Consider the following 13,666-nt stretch of genomic DNA (forward strand, 5'->3'; position numbering starts at 1 on the left):
TGCCAAGAGGTCGGGCCGAACTGACGCTGAGCTGGAATGTTCCCGGATCAGAGCCCGCGTTTTTAGCCATTCTTCGCCGAACCCGGTTCGGCCATGTTGCGGTGCTGTTCGGCCAGCGTGCCGGCCGGCGTGACATGGGCGGCGGCAACCTGCATCTTGTTCTTCCAGCCGCTGACCACTTGCTCCTCGCCGGCCATCATGGCGTCGTAGCCGTCCCTGGCCACATCGGCGGGATTGTCTTTTTCCTGCACGCCGATCTCGGTGTCCATCATGTCGGCGCGCTCGAAGAAGCGCGTCTGCGTCGCGCCCGGCATCAGCACGGTCACACTCACGCCGCTGTCCTTTAGCTCGTGGCGCAGCGCGATGGCGAAGGAATCGATGAAGGCCTTGGTTCCGTTGTAGACGGCCTGGAACGTGCCCGGCATGAAGCCGGCGATGGAGCCGGTGAACAGGATCCGGCCGCGACCGCGCTCCATCATCTTGCGGCCGAGCTTGTGGGCGAGGTAGACGGTGCCTGTGATGTTGGTGTCGATGACGCGGCGCGCCTCGGCCCAATCCTGGTTGACAAAGCCCCGGCCCAGGCCGCGCCCCGCATTGAGGAAAAGAAGATCGATGTCGCGAGCGCCGATCTTGGCGATCAATTTGTCGGCGCCGTCCTCGCTTGCAAGGTCGGCCTCCACCGCGTCGACCGAGACGCCATGCGATCGGAGCGCCTCGGCGGCCTGCTCGATGGCCGGCTCATCGGCGGCGACGACCAGATCGTAGCCGTCCTTGGCGCAGAGTTTCGCGGGCTCCTTGCCGATGCCGCTCGATGCGCCGGTGACGGCTGCCAGTTTGCCGTTTTCCATTTCGATCCTCCTGCGTGGTTCGGCCGAACATCCGGTTGGACCGAATGTTCCTCGCGCAGCGAGGATTCGGTGCGGCCGATTGCAATGCGGTTGCCTGGGGAACCGCGCGGGCGCTCGGCTGTTGGATCGGCAAAGGAGCAATGGCGATGGGACTCTTTTCCGACCTGAACAAGAGGCTGACCGAAAACGTCTATGCCCATGGAAGCTATCTGAGCGATCCGAGCGCCGACCTGCCGCGACGGGTGGAGGAAACGGTCGATCTGCTGATGCCGTTCGTGAAGCCCGAAGCGCGAGAAACGGTGAAGCTGCAGATCCTGGGCATCATCCACGAGCATATCTTTGACGAGGATTGACTCCGGCGATCGCTCGATCCTCCGGAGACACTAACCGTGAGCATGCTTTGTCATTCCGACCGCCGGGATCCGTGTTGCTTCTCGGCTTCGCGCAGCACCCGCACAATGGCGTCCACTGGAGAGGGGTGCGTCGTAGGCTGTGCTTTCCAGCGCCACAGATGGCGAAACAGACTTCTCAAGCTCGGCATCGCGATAACCTCCTTTAATCTCCTTGAACCTCCTTGGGCTGTCAAACCTGGGACGGCGAATGATGTTCCTTCCTAGCGGAAGGATGCGGCGAACAGAAAGGCGACTGCGGCCACGACGACCAGCGCCACGATGACCAGGACCGGCCCGTTCCTGTGCGGCTCAAGGTCGGGCGCGTTCTCCGGAGGTCGCATCGCGTTGGCAAAGCTCGCCTGGTTGGTGAAGTTCGGTTTGCGCGTCGCCGCCGGCGTAGCGGAGGTCGGGACATCACCCGCCTCGGCGTCTGCTTCCTGCGGTGCTGCCGCCGGGTCGAACCCTGGGGTCTTGTCCTGCGTCCTGCCGGCCTGGATTTCGCCGCGCGCCTCGGCCGGTGTGCGTGGGTTGGGTGACATTCGGCGCCTCCTTTGTTCCCAAACCTTCATGCGGCCCCGCTGTTCCAACCGGGCCTTCAATGAAGGAATGGATTCATGCAGCCGCCTTCGCATGCCTAGCGGATGCTGCGCGAGCGGCCGGTCTGGCTTCGGAATTCGATTCCTGAACTCGGACGGAACTTTCGGGATCAGGGGAGCTTTCTATCCTCGATACCAGGACACAGAGGCAGCAATGCAAGTTCTCGACACGACGATCCATGCAAGTCCCAAAGGCGCGACAGTCGAGTTTGTTGGCGAGGGCGGGGAGAATATCGCTGTCACCATGGTCGTGTCCGACCCGTTGCTCGGCGATGCCGCCCTTGTCGATCGCGCCAGGGAGATGATGCTTCAGTGCGCGGCGTTCGGTTACCCGGCAGAAGGAGAGGGGTCGGACGGAAAGGCGGACGCGGGACGGCCTGCCGACGAGCGGCCAGACGATACAGGCCAGGGTCCGTATACATTCGAATATCGCGAGGATGGCAGTGTGAGGCGGCTCGAGGGCGTCGAGTTGCCCGACCTCGAAGCTGTTCGTCACGAAGCGCTGCGCTCGGCGATCGATCTGCTCGACGATGCGGCCGAACCCGGTCAGGACGGCTGGGCGGTCCGGGTTCGTGGCGGCGACGGCGCTGTCGTCGTGTCCGTCGATTTCGAAGAAGCAAGGCAGGAAAGGGCAACCGCCGCGATGTGAGGGAGGCGGCATCTGTGAAAGGTAATATGATGCATTCCCTCATGTCACTGCATGCGCTTGCAAGTTCACGAGGCGACGGGCTGAGACCTGAGTTTCTTCGTCTGCTTCAGGCCCGCGCGCCCCTGTCCCACCCCGACGTGATCGGGCTTCATCAGGAGACGGGCTTGAACCAGGCCGGTCCTAATCCTGTTGGGGACCCCGAAACCGCTTCGAAGCAAAGCGTGGTGCGTTTCCCTGGCCGGCGGCGTATGATCAGCCGTGGGTCCGGAAGGGATGCGCCTGTCAGAGGAGGTCGCCATGGCAGCGCCCCTGGCACTGATCATTGAAGACGAGTACCTGATCGCGTCGGACGTGGCGAATGGCCTGAAGGAGCGCGGTTTCGAGGTGGCCTGCGTGGCGTCCGAGCGGGCCGCCGCGGCTTGGCTTGACGACAACAAGCCGGACCTGGCCATCATCGACATCCAGCTGCTCGACGGCCAGCGCGGCGCCGCAGCCGCCCGCCTCAAGGAAGCGGGCGTGCCTTTCCTCGTCCATTCGGGCTATGATCCGGAATTCCAGTCGCCGATCTTCCACGGCGCGCCTTATGTGCCGAAACCGGCGCCGATCCGGCATCTGATCGAACTGGCGAGCCAACTGGTAGGGAATCGCGCCGGACCATAGACGAGCTCAATTCAACGAGCCCATTCAGCCTGGCGCGGCGTCACCCTTGCGGAACCGCGACACCGCCTCGATCAGCAGACCGTAGTCGACCGGCTTGGTCAGCTTCGGCGTGTCGCGAAACCTGTCGGGAAAAACTGTGGCGCTGTCGTAGCCGGTGAGGAAAATGAAAGGCACGCCATCGCGCGCCAGATGCTCGGCCAAAGGAAAGCTTCGCTCGCCGCGAAGATTCACATCCAGCAAGGCGCCATCCAAGGCAATGCCGTCGATTTGATCCAGCGCTTGTCGAACGGTAGGCGCTGGTCCCACAACGGTACATCCGGCTTCCGCCAACTGGTCGGCAAGATCTTGTGCGAGCATAAACACATCCTCGACCACAAGGACATTGAGACCCGACAAGGGTGTATTTGTGTTCATTCCTAACACGCAGCGAGAATGCTATCTGCCGGCGGCTGACGCCAACGGAATTTCTATATCGCATTCCAGTCCCGAGGGTTCAAATCTCAGTGCGACCTTGCCTCCCAGCTCATATTCTAAACTTTGCTGGATGAAGCTTGTTCCGAAATTCCGCTGCGGCGGCTCCTTGACGGCAGGACCTTCGACTTCCCGCCAGTGGATGGACAGGACGCCAGCTTTGTCAGTGTTCCACGCCACCTCGACCCGGCCCTCCTCGGTCGAGAGCGCGCCATATTTCGCCGCATTGCTGGCGAGCTCGAAGACCACCATGCCGAGCGTCGCGGCCACGCTTGCGCCGAGCTGCAAAGGCTTTCCACGAATGACGATATTGCTGCGCGATTTGCTGGCGTAGGGCGACAGGACCGCCCGCAGCAACTGCTCGAGATCGGCATCGGTCCAGTTGTAGGAAGACAGCACTTCGTGGGTCCGGCCCATCGCCTGCAGCCGCTGCTGGAACGAGGTCGAGAAATCGCTCACCGAGCCCGCCGTGCGCACCATGCGCGATGTCAGCGCGGTGACGGTGGCGAGAATGTTCTTCACGCGGTGCTGCAGTTCATGCAGCAGCCTTTCCTGACTGCGCTCGGCCTCCTTGTGGCTTGAGACGTCGACCAGCGCCGCGATCGCGCCGCGCACCTTGCCGGTTTCGTCGAACAGCGGGTTGGCCGACATCATCACGTCGATGCCAGAGCCATCCTCGCGCAGAATCCGCGCTTCATAGCCCGGAATAGCCCTGCCCGTGCGCATTGCCTTCATCAGAGGCTGCTCGTCGGCGTCGACCTTGGCGCCATTGAGTGTCAGCGGCAGGACGGCGGGGACGGAGATCAGCTTGTCGCCGGTGGCGCGTTGCCCCGCGAGCTCCACCGCGCGGCGGTTGGCGCGGATCTCCGCGCCGTCGCCGTCTTCGGCAATGAAGATGCCGACCGGCACCAGATCGAGCAGGGTCTCGAGGCTTTCGACGCGGTTGCGCAGGTCGTGCGAGAGCACGCCGATCTTTTCCTCCGCCCGGGCTATTTGGGTGACGTCCACGAAAGTGACCACGACGCCGGCAATCACATTGTCGACGGTGCGATAGGGCAGCACGCGCATGATGTAGCGCCGGCCGCTGTCGGTACCCTCGACCTGACGCTCGATCGTGCCCAGCCTCAGCAGCACCTGTTCCATGTCAGCCTGCAGCCCGTCGGCGGGGAAGCGCGGTCGCACATGCGCCAGCGGCCGGCCGACGTCGCTTTCGACCAGGCGGAAAAGGTCGCGGGCGGTCGGCGTGAAGCTCTTGATGCAGAGGTCGCGGTCGAGGAACACGGTGGCGATCTGCGTGCTTTCGAGCAAATTCGCCATGTCGTTGTTGGCGCGGCTGAGCTCGTCGACGCGTATGTTGAGCTCGGCATTGACCGTCTGCAGTTCCTCGTTGATCGACTGCAGCTCTTCCTTCGAGGTTTCCAATTCCTCGTTGGACGACTGCAACTCCTCATTGATGGAGGACAATTCCTCGTTGGAGGATTTCAGCTCCTCATTGGAGGATTCGAGCTCCTCGGTCGTGATCTGCAGCCGCTCCTTGGTTTCTCTCAACTCCCTTTCAAGCTGGCTGACATTGGCGCTTTCGACATCGTCGGTAGTATGGACGGGCTCGTCTTCCGACTCCGCCTTGATGCCGCCGATGTCGCGGAAGACGAGCATATAGAGCGGGTCCGCCGAGCCGTCGGAGGGCAACGGCTGCACGGCCAGGCTTATCGTCTGTCGGCCGCCATTGGTGCCGATGCTGATCTTGTTTTGGATCGCCACCTGGCCGGTGCTGGCCGCCTTGTGGAGCGCGGCGCGCAGATCCATGCGCAACCCCCGTCTTGCCATGGAAAAGACGTTGTGGTCGGGAGCGCCCGCGGCGAGCTCGAGATATTTTCCAGTGCCGCCCGAACTGTGCATCAGCTCGCCGGCCGCGTTGGTCACCACATAGGCCGGCGCATAGCGCTCGACGATGACACGCTCGGCCACCTCCTGCAAAGTTCCGTTCGTCGCCCGCTGGCGCGCATTCGGCGCTATCTGCCTGGCTGCGGCAGCGAGGGGGAATTCCGGCAGGCGGTGCGGAGTGACCCCGCCGCGCTTCTGGAAGATGCGGCTCGTCTTGTCGACGGTGGAGAACAGGCGAGCGTGCCGCGTGACGTTCTCCGAGGATCCGAGGAAGAGATAGCCGTTGTTGCGCAGGGCGTAGTGGAAGATCGGAACGATCTTTTCCTGCAACTCCGGGCCCATATAGATCAGAAGGTTGCGGCAGGCGACCAGGTCGAGCTTGGAGAAGGGCGGGTCGCGCAACAGATTGTGCGAGGAAAACAGGCAGACTTCGCGCAGGTCGGCCGAAACGCGGTAGGTGCCGTCCTCGCGCGAGAAGAACTCCTTGAGCCGCTTCGGCGTAATGTCCGTCGCGATCGTCGCCGGATAGCGGCCGGCGCGTGCCACCTCCAGCGCGCGTTCGTCGATATCGGTGGCGAAGATCTGCAGATTGGGCGAGGCGGCGCCGCGGGGCGCGCTCTCCTTCAACAGCATGGCGATTGAATAAGCCTCCTCGCCCGTGGCGCAGCCCGGCACCCATACTCGGATCGTCTCGTCGGGCTTGCGGCTCTCGAACAGCCGGGGAATGACCAGCCTTTCCAGGACATCGAAGGCGTGCTCGTCGCGGAAGAAGCTGGTGACGCCGATCAGCAGGTCCTGGAACAACAGATCGACCTGCTGCGGTTCGTCGCGCAGGCGCTCGTAGAAGGCGGCCGGGTCGTCGATCTGCAGCACCTGCATACGGCGCTGGATGCGGCGCAGGATCGTGTTGTCCTTGTAACCGCTGAAATCGTGGCCCGTCCGCACGCGCAGCAGCGCCGCGATGCGCGAAAGCTGTTCGGCGACATCGCGCTTGCGGCGGTCACGCTCGCTTTCGGTGTGATTGGAGTGGCGGAAATAGCTGATCACCTTGGCCGCCATTTCCTCGGCGGGAAGCACCATGTCGACCAGGCCGCTCTGGACGGCGCTGCGCATCATGCCGTCATATTCGGCACTTTCCTGCGCCAGGGTAAGGCCGCCGCGCTCCTTGATGGCCCTGAGCCCGATCGTGCCGTCGCTGCCCGTCCCGGACAGGATGATGCCTGCCGCATTCTCCGCCTGCTCCTGTGCCAACGAGGTGAAGAAATCGTCGATCGGCGTCCGCCTGGCGCGTGTCGCGGCCATCTTGGCTATGTGGAAGCGCTGGTCACGTATGGCGACCGATACGCCCGGGGGCGTGACGTAGATTTTGTCGGGCTCGATCTCCATGCCCTCGGCGGCGGTTTGGGTTTCGATCGCGGTGGAGCGCTGGATGATGCTGGCAAGCACGCTTTCGTGCTCGGCGTCGAGATGCTGGATCACCACATAGGCAAAGCCGCTGTCGGCCGGCACCTCGGGGAAGAATTTCTGCAGCGCCGCGATGCCGCCCGCCGATGCGCCAATGCCGACCAAGGGAAAGGGCGCGGGCTGTTTCGCAACTTCGCGCGAACTAGCCCTTGCCTTGCGTGTGTTTCCGTTCCGCCCCGCCTTCGCCATTGCCCGTTACCTGAACCCGTCTGCTTTCGAGGATCCGCTCGATCACGGCGGCATCCGCTTCATAGTCCTTAGCCCGCTTGCCTATTTCGGCGGCGAGTTCGGAGCGGTGCCTTGCCCGCTCCCGATCCGCCATCCGCCTGGCAAACGCCGCCCGTTGCTGGTGCGAGCGGAGCAGGCTCCACAGAATCTCGTCCGCTTCGATCGCCTGCGCCTCCATCACGGCGTCGGCGGTGAAGGCATGCCCGGTATGGCACCGATAACGCAGCATGTCACCGTCTTCGATCTCCCACAACGGCCCGTGGCATTCCGGGCATGTAAACACCGACAACTCGCCAAGTCGATCCGCATCTTTCATGGTCGAATGCTCCTGCGCTGCGATGGCCGCCTCCAGTCTGACCGCCGATGGGGCTGCGAACGTTTCGCCGGCGGGCTCAGCCGCGAGCTTTGCCAGCAAAGCCCCGAGCTTCGCCGCCGGCAGGCAGTGGTCGACCTCGACAAAATGCAGCGCGCTTTCAACCATCGCCGGCACCAGCGCATCGTTGGGGTCCTGGACGACCGCCAGCCCGCCGACGGCCTTGACGGCCCTCAACCCGGCGGTGCCGTCGGAAAGCGAGCCCGACAGCAGCACGCCGATGACGCTGGCGCCGTAGCTCAGCGCCGCCGAACGGAACAAGGGGTCGATGGCCGGCCGGGCGAGGTTTTCGCGTGGACCGCGCCGCAGCATCATATGGCCGTCATGCAGGAGAAGGTGGAAGCCGGGTGGCGCCACATAGATGCAGCCCATCCTGAACGCCGCGCCGTTCCTGGCCGGCTGCGCTTCAAGCGTGCCCGCGCGGTCGAGGATCTCTGCCATATAGCTGACCTGGCCGACATGCACCACGACGAACACGGCCGCCGGCAGGTTGGCGGGCAGATCGGCGACGAGGCGCTTCAACGGCTCGATACCGCCGGCCGACGCGCCGATGACGATGATGTTGTGGTTTTTCGCTGGGCTTGTGGAACGGGCCATTCCGCGACGAGCCTCCAGATTGGGCTGTAAGAACCGTTCCGTTGCGGTGATGGCGCCATCGCGGTTCAGCGACCGGTCAGGTGTTTAACAATGCAATCCGCGCGAATGTTCCATTGCTGCTGCTTCTCGTGCCTGTGAGTCGTTCGGCGATGCAGCCGTTCGCCGGCTTTTCCAGTGTGTCGGCCGGGTTTCTTTTGGAACAAACACCAGCATGCGCGCTTAGGGCGCTGCGGTCATGTCCGCTCCAGGTGTCCGTGCGAGGACCCGTCGCTGCTTCGTCCCCCGGCGACGGGTCTTTCTTTGCGTGATGTAAACACATGTTAAGGCGAGCGGGGAAACAATCCTTGACCTTCCGCCGTTCCGGCAGCGGCGGTCGCTGCCCTCGCGAGAACGGCAGATGCATAGACTCGGCCATCCCATCGCCCCTGAGAAAGCGGTGACTTTGGCGGAAGCCGGTGCCGAATGGCACGTGATGATCGAAGAACCGGGCCATGTCACCGTGGTCCGGTCTTTCGACTGCGAAGCCGATGCTGAGAGCTACGCCGAAACACAGAAGACGCGGCTTGGCCTCGACAAGGTGACCAGGATTTAGCCCATGGATAAGAAATACGCGGCAAGCGAAGCAGCTATTGCACGGGCAAACAGCCTGCGGGCAGAGAGCGACCGAATCAGGACTACTTTGAGGCATGAGTCAGCCCGCGCGCGGCGGCTCATAACGTCTCGAACCTTCTGCGGCACGCCAAGGAAACGGGCGACGAACGGCGGCGCTAATTCCGCTGTGACATTTCTCGTAAAGAGCTGGCCGGGCCGGGCGCGCGATCTTGTCGACTGATCGGGCGGTGCGAGCTCACACCTTCGCGCTGGGCTCGGCTGCTCAGGAGACCCAGCCGATGGCCTCAACCTCGTCATCCGGCTCCCTGGGCCAGAATGGCTGGAACATAGGAGATCGCTGGCAGTTCGGGTTCGCCTCAGACGCCGTTCCAAGGCGTTTGGTGAAGACGGGTGGGCAACAGCTGGTCGGCCCACGCCTGTCCCTCGCAGGCGTGGGCTTCAGGCCCCGGCAGGACCTGCCGCGCCGCCGTGCAGATGTCGCCGCCACAACCACAGGAGACAGCAATGAAGCATCAGACCTCATACGAACTTCAATCGGTGGCAGTCGTCGACCGGCTCGGCTTGATTCCCCTTGCGACGAGAAGGCAGCGCATCGAGCGGTGGGCGGAACTGCTCGACCGCAATCCTCAGCGCTGCCTCTCGGCGCTGACCGGCACCGAATATGTCGATCCCGGCGTCCGTGAACGGGTGCGGGCGGATGGCTCGGCGCTCGCGGTTGCCTTCGATGATCCGCTGCTGCGAGCGGCCGGGTTGCAATCGGACACCTATGGCGAGGCGAAGCGCTTTTTCGAACTGTCCGATTGGCAATTGCATGACGTCGTCTGCAGCTGCCATGCCGGCGCGACGATGCAGGCCAGCTGGGCCGCCGCGCGGGTGCGCCGGATCGTGAGAGGCAGCCGGATCCTCGCCTGGCTCAGAAGCCGATTCACGCATTGAGACGCGCTGGTCGCCCGGCGAGCGCAGGTCGCCGGCGGCTCGGCTGCCCGGCGATCAGTGCAGAGATGATCAGTGCAGAAGAGAAGCTCCGCGCCACTGCGCCATCCTGCGCATGATGGCGTTCAGCCAGTCCGCGATGGACGAGTCCTCGGGCCTTTTGTCGATGTCCTCAAGCGCCTGTTCCAGAGTGTGCTCGACAAGGCGGTCGGAGGCCCCGGCATCGTCCAGCAGCAGGCGCGCGGTGAGCCGGAGCTTGGGCAGCAGCGCGACGACGTCCTCCGCCGCGGACATCGGCTGCGCGACGGTCGCTGGCTCTGCAGAGGGCTCCGGCGGGAACAGCGCATCGACCAGGGTGACGCGGTTCGAGGACTTGCTCAGGCTGCTCGCGAAACGCAAATGCTCGGGGATGGCGATGTCGTCATATCCGCTGAAGAACACGAAGGGCACGTTGCGCAGCATCAGTTCGTCCGCCACCGGAAAAATCTTGCGGCCGTGCAGGTCGATGTCCAGGATCGCGGCCTCGGCTGCTTTGGCATGCCGTCCGGCCTGCTCCACCGTCGCCACCGGTCCCAGGATGATCGCGCCCATGTCTGCGAAGAAGGTCGCCAGATCGCTGGCGAGCAGCCACTCGTCCTCGGCGATCAAGAGGTGAAGTCCCCTGAGGTTTCGCACACGAGCTCCTTCAGTTCGCATAACCGCAACCTAAGGCAAGGCGCGCCGACATCGGCGCGCATGACAATGAGGCAGCAGGGAAGCCAGATGTTAGAACGCAGCGACGGGTGAACCGTTCCGGCCGTTCGCCGCATGCGCTTCGATGCGATCCGGCAGGCATGGAACCATTCCGCCGGCCTGCGGTTCGGCACGAGGCGGGACTTGGCCGGGAACCAGGACCATGACATCGCAAGGCGAAGCCTCCAAGGACGACCACGAGCGTGAGAATGCCGAACGTGTCCGCGACCTCGCGGAAAGAGCGGGAATTCCAAGCGGGTTGGCGCTGGCGCTGATCCTGAAATACGGAAACGATCCGAACGTGCTCGATCGCGAGGCGGCAAAGCTGAAGCGGGACGCGGACAATGGCGATAGATAGGGGGGCAGTCGTGCTTGACGATCCGATGGTCCTCATCCTGATGTATTTCGTCTTGCCGGTCTGGCTAATCGCGGGTTTTGCCGACTGGCTCTGCCACCGTGCGACCCATATAGAATCCACCACCGGCGCGAAGGAATCGCTCATCCATCTGCTGATGTTCGCCGAGGTCGGGATCCCGCTGCTTGCGGCAATGTTCCTCGAGGTGAATGCCCTGGTCATCGCCGTGATGATCGTCACCTTTTTCGTCCATGAAGCGACAGCGATGTGGGACGTGCGCTACGCGACCACGGCGCGCACGGTCAGCCCGATCGAGCAGCATGTGCACAGCTTCCTGGAGATGATCCCGCTGATGGGCCTGGTCATCGTGGTGGCGCTGCATTGGGGGCAATTCCTGGCGCTGTTTGGCGCCGGAACGGAAAGAGCTCGCTTCGACCTGACCTGGAAGCAGGAGCAACTGCCGGTGGCATATGTCGCCATCGTCATGGTCGTCATCGCGCTGTTTGAACTGCTGCCCTATGTGGAGGAGTTCCTCAGAGGCTTGCGCGCCAATTCGGGCCGGCTCGTGCCCGCCAAGGCCAGGCGGCACGAGCCCGGCGATACCACGGTGCGATGAGGCGAGCCGTCCTCTGCTTAATGCATGTCGCCCAAAAGTGCGCAGCGGTTTTGGGAGAACGACATGCATCAAAACAAAGACTTAAAGCGCGTCGCGCGAATCCGTTTCGACGCGACGCGCTTTAGCCGTTCTGGTCGATCGCGTGCGGCGAGGGCTGCTGGGCACCGCCAGCCGGGCGCCCGTCATTCTGGCCAACCCAAACCCAGATGGCGATCAGAATGACCAACAGAACGCCGAGCGCAATTGTGATATGACGCATCCGCAACCTCAGCCGCCTGGCCTGTTGGCGGCTGGGTCCGAGCCGATCCCAACAGGGGGATCGGGCGCCACCGGACCGCGCTCGGCCTCCGAACCTTCCGACTCGATCTCCTGGACGGCCTGATCCCAGTGTTCCTGCTGGCGTCCCTCGGGGCGGCCTTCCCGCTCCCAGATCTCGTGGGCGCGTTGCCTGATGCGTTCTTCCCTGTCCATGACGAGCCTCCTTCGCGCCTCATCTGGCTGCCCGCGCCTAATTGATTGCCGAAAGCTTTGTTCCGTCCGACTCGAAACTTAGGTGCCGTGTACGGTGCCGGGTCGGGAACGTCGCCTTCGCGCCGGTGTTACTTCTCCATTGAGAAAATGGAGACCAGCCATGAACAATCAGAACCGCCGCGAGACAGGCGCCACAAAATATCCGGCGAACGCCGATCCGGATCCGAGCGACCAATTTTCCCAGGACGCCGCCGGCAACGAAAGACCTCACGTCGATCCGGGCCTCAGCCGCAAACAGGGCGAGGTCGAGGACAAGACCCATCAGTCGGAAGGCCGCAATCCGCCGCGCCAGCCGACGCCAAGCCCGGCCATCGAAAAGAGCTCAGGCGCTGGCCCGGCAGTCGCAGAGCGTTCCAAGGACGCCAAGGCGCCCAGGAGCGGCCGTCAGCCCGGCGCCTATGTGAAGGAATGAACCGCGCCGCGGACCTCTGTGGAACATAGCTATGACTTCTAAGTTCGGGGACTGCCGCCGGCGACGACCCGGCGGCGGATTGTGAGGCTCTGGAGCCGTCCGGAGCATCCGAACCACGACGGATCGGCTATGAACCAGACAGCGTCGAGGAAACATCTGCGGGAACGGACATCGAGCGATAGGCTACATTCGCTTCGACGGCGCGCATTGCTCCCTCTGACCGCATGCGTCCTGGGGAGCCTCCTCTGTGTCCCGGCATCGGCGCACCAGGCGCCGGCGGGCTGGCAGTATGACCCTTCCTGCTGCGCTGGGGTGGATTGTTATCAGGCACCGCCTTCGGATGTGAAAGAGACGAAAAACGGTTACCAGCTGTCGACCGGCGAGTTGATCCCCTATAGCGACCATCGCATCAAGCGATCGCGTGACGAACATTTCCACGAATGCAAGCCGGGGGGCGACAACAGATCCCCGCGCTCTTTCTGCCTTTACGTTCCGGACCGCGGGATGTGATCTGTAGCGGCTTGACCGAAAGGGAGAAAGATAAAAAGCCCGCCCTCACAAAGGCGGGCCTTCGAGGCCGTGCAAGAGGCCGATAGCTTACTTGTTGCAATTCTGCACGTTGGACGTCGTGTTGCCGCTGGCTGTGTTGTTGTCGATGTCGTTGCCGGCGGCGTCCTTGCACCGGTCGTTTGCGCCGTTGGACTTGGTGCCGTTCGTGCTGTTGGTGGCGTTTGGATCGACCGTGCCGTTGCCGTTGGTGTTGCCCGTGCCTGTTGTGGCCCCGGTGCCAGTGGTGCCTGTGGTAGCGCCGGTGCCGTTGGTGCCGTTGCCCGAGCCGCTCGTTTGCGCCATCGCGGAAGTCGCCAGGACAACTGCAAGAACCGATGCGGAAAGAAGTTTTATCATGGTAAGTATCTCCTGTTGATCGCCTGATTGCGATATAATTCAACAAGAAATTAAACCGGATGTTCCGATGAAATTCGTAGAAAACGCCGACCTTTTTATAAATTTCGCCTCTGACAAAGAAGATGCACAAAGCGGTTTGTGAGATTTGTTGCTGTGGCCTGAGAAATTTACTTGTTCGTTCGGATCTTCTGGCGAGGGTTGATGCCACCTGCGTCGCTGGTGTCGTTCTCGACATCACCTTCGATTGTGTTCTCGCCATGCTCCAGCTCGTCGCCTTCCTTGATGGTGCCCTTGGAGGTTCCGATGCCGGGATCATTGCTCATATCTGCATCGCTAGGTTTTTTCGATTTCGGGTGCTGGTTTCCGCTCATGGTCGTTCCTCGTTATCTCCTTCGAACCGGAAGCGG

General features: G+C 63.0%; 18 protein-coding genes. 8 read left to right on the forward strand and 10 right to left on the reverse strand.

What is annotated here, in order from left to right:
* Positions 1-62 precede the first annotated feature (62 nt).
* Complete coding sequence (locus tag EN862_RS01320) at positions 63-848, reverse strand: SDR family NAD(P)-dependent oxidoreductase (protein ID WP_127864103.1); 786 nt, start codon at positions 846-848, stop codon at positions 63-65.
* 44 nt (positions 849-892) lie between these two features.
* Between EN862_RS01320 and EN862_RS01325 the strand changes: the two genes are divergently transcribed.
* The gene (locus EN862_RS01325) at positions 893-1,201 is read left to right on the forward strand and encodes a hypothetical protein (protein ID WP_245519461.1); all 309 of its coding nucleotides are present in this window, start codon (positions 893-895) and stop codon (positions 1,199-1,201) included.
* Between the two features lie 260 nt (positions 1,202-1,461).
* On the opposite strand, the gene EN862_RS01330 is transcribed toward EN862_RS01325, so the two are convergent.
* Positions 1,462-1,779: a hypothetical protein gene (locus EN862_RS01330; RefSeq protein ID WP_127864104.1), complete on the reverse strand. Its 318-nt coding sequence runs from the start codon at positions 1,777-1,779 to the stop codon at positions 1,462-1,464.
* Between the two features lie 211 nt (positions 1,780-1,990).
* Between EN862_RS01330 and EN862_RS01335 the strand changes: the two genes are divergently transcribed.
* The gene (locus EN862_RS01335) at positions 1,991-2,485 is read left to right on the forward strand and encodes a hypothetical protein (RefSeq protein WP_127864105.1); all 495 of its coding nucleotides are present in this window, start codon (positions 1,991-1,993) and stop codon (positions 2,483-2,485) included.
* Positions 2,486-2,782: 297 nt separating this feature from the next.
* Positions 2,783-3,145, forward strand: a complete 363-nt coding sequence (locus EN862_RS01340; RefSeq protein ID WP_189401008.1) for a response regulator — start codon at positions 2,783-2,785, stop codon at positions 3,143-3,145.
* Positions 3,146-3,169: 24 nt separating this feature from the next.
* Here the strand turns inward: EN862_RS01340 and EN862_RS01345 are convergent, their stop codons facing one another.
* From EN862_RS01345 to EN862_RS01355, 3 genes are read right to left on the reverse strand one after another with little or no spacing between them, the layout of a single operon-like run.
* Positions 3,170-3,541, reverse strand: coding sequence for a response regulator (locus EN862_RS01345; RefSeq protein ID WP_245519462.1), 372 nt, complete (start codon positions 3,539-3,541; stop codon positions 3,170-3,172).
* Positions 3,542-3,580: 39 nt separating this feature from the next.
* Entirely contained in the window at positions 3,581-7,069 is a 3,489-nt protein-coding gene (locus tag EN862_RS01350; protein ID WP_189401005.1) for a CheR family methyltransferase, read from the reverse strand.
* 37 nt (positions 7,070-7,106) lie between these two features.
* Positions 7,107-8,162, reverse strand: coding sequence for a chemotaxis protein CheB (locus tag EN862_RS01355; RefSeq protein WP_127864108.1), 1,056 nt, complete (start codon positions 8,160-8,162; stop codon positions 7,107-7,109).
* Positions 8,163-8,559: 397 nt separating this feature from the next.
* Here EN862_RS01355 and EN862_RS01360 point away from each other — a divergent pair, with 397 nt between their 5' ends.
* Both EN862_RS01360 and EN862_RS01365 read left to right on the forward strand, forming a co-directional pair.
* Positions 8,560-8,754 carry a hypothetical protein gene (locus tag EN862_RS01360; RefSeq protein ID WP_127864109.1) on the forward strand — a complete coding sequence of 65 codons (195 nt, stop codon included), beginning with the start codon at positions 8,560-8,562 and terminating at the stop codon, positions 8,752-8,754.
* Between the two features lie 524 nt (positions 8,755-9,278).
* The gene (locus tag EN862_RS01365) at positions 9,279-9,710 is read left to right on the forward strand and encodes a hypothetical protein (protein ID WP_127864110.1); all 432 of its coding nucleotides are present in this window, start codon (positions 9,279-9,281) and stop codon (positions 9,708-9,710) included.
* A 69-nt stretch (positions 9,711-9,779) separates the two neighbouring features.
* On the opposite strand, the gene EN862_RS01370 is transcribed toward EN862_RS01365, so the two are convergent.
* Positions 9,780-10,355, reverse strand: coding sequence for a response regulator (locus EN862_RS01370; protein ID WP_245519463.1), 576 nt, complete (start codon positions 10,353-10,355; stop codon positions 9,780-9,782).
* 247 nt (positions 10,356-10,602) lie between these two features.
* Between EN862_RS01370 and EN862_RS01375 the strand changes: the two genes are divergently transcribed.
* Positions 10,603-10,797 (forward strand): hypothetical protein, encoded by a 195-nt coding sequence (locus tag EN862_RS01375; RefSeq protein ID WP_127864112.1) that lies wholly within the window; start codon positions 10,603-10,605, stop codon positions 10,795-10,797.
* 10 nt (positions 10,798-10,807) lie between these two features.
* A complete protein-coding gene (locus tag EN862_RS01380) occupies positions 10,808-11,410 on the forward strand; it encodes a diguanylate cyclase (protein ID WP_127864803.1) in 603 nt (200 codons plus the stop codon).
* A 121-nt stretch (positions 11,411-11,531) separates the two neighbouring features.
* On the opposite strand, the gene EN862_RS36010 is transcribed toward EN862_RS01380, so the two are convergent.
* Positions 11,532-11,669, reverse strand: coding sequence for a hypothetical protein (locus tag EN862_RS36010; RefSeq protein WP_189401002.1), 138 nt, complete (start codon positions 11,667-11,669; stop codon positions 11,532-11,534).
* Between the two features lie 8 nt (positions 11,670-11,677).
* A complete protein-coding gene (locus EN862_RS01390) occupies positions 11,678-11,881 on the reverse strand; it encodes a DUF2934 domain-containing protein (RefSeq protein WP_127864113.1) in 204 nt (67 codons plus the stop codon).
* Positions 11,882-12,041: 160 nt separating this feature from the next.
* Between EN862_RS01390 and EN862_RS01395 the strand changes: the two genes are divergently transcribed.
* On the forward strand, positions 12,042-12,353 hold the full coding sequence (locus tag EN862_RS01395) for a hypothetical protein (protein ID WP_127864114.1): 312 nt from the start codon (positions 12,042-12,044) through the stop codon (positions 12,351-12,353).
* Between the two features lie 597 nt (positions 12,354-12,950).
* Here the strand turns inward: EN862_RS01395 and EN862_RS01400 are convergent.
* Entirely contained in the window at positions 12,951-13,259 is a 309-nt protein-coding gene (locus tag EN862_RS01400) for a hypothetical protein (RefSeq protein WP_127864115.1), read from the reverse strand.
* A gap of 167 nt (positions 13,260-13,426) precedes the next feature.
* Positions 13,427-13,630 carry a hypothetical protein gene (locus EN862_RS01405; RefSeq protein ID WP_127864116.1) on the reverse strand — a complete coding sequence of 68 codons (204 nt, stop codon included), beginning with the start codon at positions 13,628-13,630 and terminating at the stop codon, positions 13,427-13,429.
* Positions 13,631-13,666 lie beyond the last annotated feature (36 nt).

The sequence above is a fragment of the Mesorhizobium sp. M2E.F.Ca.ET.219.01.1.1 genome (assembly GCF_004016445.2).
In the GTDB taxonomy this organism is placed as follows: Bacteria; Pseudomonadota; Alphaproteobacteria; order Rhizobiales; family Rhizobiaceae; genus Mesorhizobium.

Excerpts from the sequence above, each read along its gene's own strand:
- EN862_RS01320 (WP_127864103.1), bottom strand. The coding sequence starts at position 848 with ATGGAAAACGGCAAACTGGCAGCCGTCACCGGCGCATCGAGCGGCATC.
- EN862_RS01325 (WP_245519461.1), top strand. The coding sequence starts at position 893 with ATGTTCCTCGCGCAGCGAGGATTCGGTGCGGCCGATTGCAATGCGGTT.
- EN862_RS01330 (WP_127864104.1), bottom strand. The coding sequence starts at position 1,779 with ATGTCACCCAACCCACGCACACCGGCCGAGGCGCGCGGCGAAATCCAG.
- EN862_RS01335 (WP_127864105.1), top strand. The coding sequence starts at position 1,991 with ATGCAAGTTCTCGACACGACGATCCATGCAAGTCCCAAAGGCGCGACA.
- EN862_RS01340 (WP_189401008.1), top strand. The coding sequence starts at position 2,783 with ATGGCAGCGCCCCTGGCACTGATCATTGAAGACGAGTACCTGATCGCG.
- EN862_RS01355 (WP_127864108.1), bottom strand. The coding sequence starts at position 8,162 with ATGGCCCGTTCCACAAGCCCAGCGAAAAACCACAACATCATCGTCATC.
- EN862_RS01360 (WP_127864109.1), top strand. The coding sequence starts at position 8,560 with ATGCATAGACTCGGCCATCCCATCGCCCCTGAGAAAGCGGTGACTTTG.
- EN862_RS01365 (WP_127864110.1), top strand. The coding sequence starts at position 9,279 with ATGAAGCATCAGACCTCATACGAACTTCAATCGGTGGCAGTCGTCGAC.
- EN862_RS01375 (WP_127864112.1), top strand. The coding sequence starts at position 10,603 with ATGACATCGCAAGGCGAAGCCTCCAAGGACGACCACGAGCGTGAGAAT.
- EN862_RS36010 (WP_189401002.1), bottom strand. The coding sequence starts at position 11,669 with ATGCGTCATATCACAATTGCGCTCGGCGTTCTGTTGGTCATTCTGATC.
- EN862_RS01390 (WP_127864113.1), bottom strand. The coding sequence starts at position 11,881 with ATGGACAGGGAAGAACGCATCAGGCAACGCGCCCACGAGATCTGGGAG.
- EN862_RS01395 (WP_127864114.1), top strand. The coding sequence starts at position 12,042 with ATGAACAATCAGAACCGCCGCGAGACAGGCGCCACAAAATATCCGGCG.
- EN862_RS01400 (WP_127864115.1), bottom strand. The coding sequence starts at position 13,259 with ATGATAAAACTTCTTTCCGCATCGGTTCTTGCAGTTGTCCTGGCGACT.
- EN862_RS01405 (WP_127864116.1), bottom strand. The coding sequence starts at position 13,630 with ATGAGCGGAAACCAGCACCCGAAATCGAAAAAACCTAGCGATGCAGAT.